The following is a 2679-nucleotide window of genomic DNA, read 5'->3' as shown; positions in this document are numbered from 1 at the left end:
TGCGGCCTGTGATTTGTGTCATTGTGGGATCCCTGCTGAAAAACTGAGAAAGGGTTACTGCTGATCTTCGACGTAAATACCGGCGGAAATAACAGCCCCGCCGATGCGGCGTTTACCGTAACCGATCGGTACCGGATAACCCTGAGAAACAGTGTTCGTTGGGGCACCGAACGCATAGGACGGTTTATTTTCGCCCTGGTCTTTCATGGCGATCCCGTTTGGTTGCGGGGACAACATCTGCATAACGCCGCCCAGCATCATCGCCGCACCGGTTGTGGCCATAAAGCCAGCCATACCACCAGCGCTAAAGGCTGCGATTATGCCGCCGGGAGCCATAAGCCCTGCAGCGGCCACCAGCACCGCACCAAAAATGGTCTGAAATAACCCGTCTCGCTTGCTGCCGATCACGACAGGCACAATCCGGATAACATCATCAGTCACCGGAAAACTTAGGTCGTCCACTCCGATATTCTTTTTCCCGCGAAATACCGCGTACGTTAAGCCGCGAGACTTACTGGTGTTCAGATAGCGTTCAAACCCGGGAATTGTGCAGCATAAAGCACGAACGGCTTCCGAGGTTGTACAGATCAAGCGCTGGTGGGTTTTACCAAACGTTTTGCCGAGAATTCCGCCGAGTTCGATTTGTGTCATTACTTCTGTCATGGCTTATTTCCTTTTAGTGATGAACCTTGCGCCTGGGAGTAACCATAACCAGACCACTACCGGTCTTCCTCAAGGCTCATACTGAAAGATTCTTTGGTATTTGCGCTGGGCGTGGCCCGATGAAATTAAGGTATAAAAAAACCCGCCGTAGCGGGTATTGTGAATTAATCTAACGTTGTTGGTCTTACATCTGTATTGCCACTTTGGTCAGTAAATATTCGGTAATATTTAACATCTCCAGCATTTATTCTGAAATCACGTTCCTGCCTTTTTTCTCCGGAAGAGCAAAGTCCCCGTCCCATGAATGCTGTGCCAATAATATGCTCGCCTTCTTTTACATTAAAAACTACCTTTTCTGATGTGTCTAAATCAGCAACAGGTTTACCATCTATAAATAAAGTGACAAAACACATACTACTGATAGCACCTGAATCACGGATAACGGTTATTTCACCCGTTTTATCTTCATTGCTATTCAAGAGAAAAACTCGCTCCGGGGGGACTGATCGTGCAACTCCGGGGTCAACGGCGGAAGTCGAGCACCCAGAAATTACAGCGGCAATAATTGGTATTAATATCATTTTTTTCATTTGAACAATTCCTGTTACCTACATGATTTTACAGCATTTACTCATGGGTCGTTAACCTCTTTCGCTGCTACGCAAACAGTTGCCGAAGTACCACCATTGGGCTTGTCATTAATAATTACCGCCGAAAGCGTGCTAAAAATCTCGTCAGAAGATACTAATTTATAACCTGTCTTTTTTGGTATTGAGCTACTTGATGATCTTAACTCAACTCACTTTTGAGCAAGACAGCGATTAACCTGCTTCGCATTCTTTGTTGTCTCATGCTGTATATTGGTTTTTGTGACTCAAGGGATGATGTTGAGCAGGCAGAAACTGCCGCAGTCATCATTAAAACCAGTGTGATTCTTATCATAGTTACACCCGTAAAAATAAGCATAAGGGTAAACATCATTGGCTATGTTGTCATGAATATTTTATATCTCAGTACCATAACTGTGCGATCACGCCAATAACCGCCATACGGTACCCGCTGGCTCAGGTGACCGTATAAGTGATGCAGGAGCATGTTATCAGGCAGCAGAATACCGGCATGATTGGCGACCGGTGCCTGCACCTGCATCACGATGACATCACCGGGCTGCGGATCGTCAACCTGAATAAACCCCGCTTCCCGCCAGTTATCGGCGTAACGGTTCTCACCCTGCTCCCACCAGGGATAATCCACCCGGTAATCCGGCAGCTCAATGCCGTGTTCCTGCCGGAACCAACTCATCACCAGCCCCCAGCAGTCCGTAAACCCGAGCACAAACGGTCGACCAAGTAATGGCAGCTCGCCGCGCGGCTGAACAGTCCGCAGATCCCCCTCCGGCCAGCTGACGATGTACCACGGCACGCCAAGGGCATCACACTGTGCTTTATCCAGTTCTGACGGTTGAGTGGTGGCATCCGGGTGACTGTGCACAATACCGGTCACCGTACCCCAATCCTCAGCAGCGGCGTAATCCTCCGGCGATAATACGAAGTGCTCTTCCGGTGTGGCCGCAATATTACGACAGGGGAAGTATTTCACCACACGGGATTTTTGAGCTATTACTCCGCAGCACTCGCGGGGGTATTCACGTTCTGCGTGTGCAAAAATAGCTGCCTGAATGTTTTTACGCATCCCTATTTCCTCAGTAGAGATGTTCCCGGAAAGCCGCCAAACGGGATCGGATTGTTTTTGCCGAAGCGGGGGAAGCAGCCGGTATTCAGCATGCCGCTGCACTGATCCTGTGCCGGGTCATCCACGCGGTTGCCGTGTTTGTCAAAATACCCGTTCTGCCCGGCATAATCACAGCCGTCACCGGATTTGTATTTGCCGCGTATGCACCAGGTACACATTGCATGCAGTTGCCGCGTCGGGATCAGTACCCCCTGCAAATCCATCGGACTGGCTAAATCAAACTCGATAACCTCATTGGTTTCCGAGGATTTGCTGTCGATATAA

4 protein-coding genes are annotated in these 2679 nt (G+C 49.2%); all 4 read right to left on the bottom strand.

The window, feature by feature from the left end; translation table 11 throughout:
• Positions 1 to 54 precede the first annotated feature (54 nt).
• The gene (locus HMPREF3119_RS07615; protein ID WP_070579203.1) at positions 55 to 663 is read right to left on the bottom strand and encodes a tail assembly protein; all 609 of its coding nucleotides are present in this window, start codon (positions 661 to 663) and stop codon (positions 55 to 57) included.
• 164 nt (positions 664 to 827) lie between these two features.
• The gene (locus HMPREF3119_RS07610) at positions 828 to 1253 is read right to left on the bottom strand and encodes a hypothetical protein (RefSeq protein ID WP_083297262.1); all 426 of its coding nucleotides are present in this window, start codon (positions 1251 to 1253) and stop codon (positions 828 to 830) included.
• Between the two features lie 394 nt (positions 1254 to 1647).
• Entirely contained in the window at positions 1648 to 2355 is a 708-nt protein-coding gene (locus tag HMPREF3119_RS07605) for a C40 family peptidase (RefSeq protein WP_070579201.1), read from the bottom strand.
• A gap of 2 nt (positions 2356 to 2357) precedes the next feature.
• A partial coding sequence (locus HMPREF3119_RS19750; protein WP_246829257.1) for a phage minor tail protein L occupies positions 2358 to 2679 on the bottom strand: 322 nt, incomplete at its 5' end.

Source organism: Morganella sp. HMSC11D09 (assembly GCF_001807955.1).
GTDB lineage: Bacteria > Pseudomonadota > Gammaproteobacteria > Enterobacterales > Enterobacteriaceae > Morganella > Morganella morganii.
This window is presented reverse-complemented; position numbering and strand designations above follow the sequence as displayed.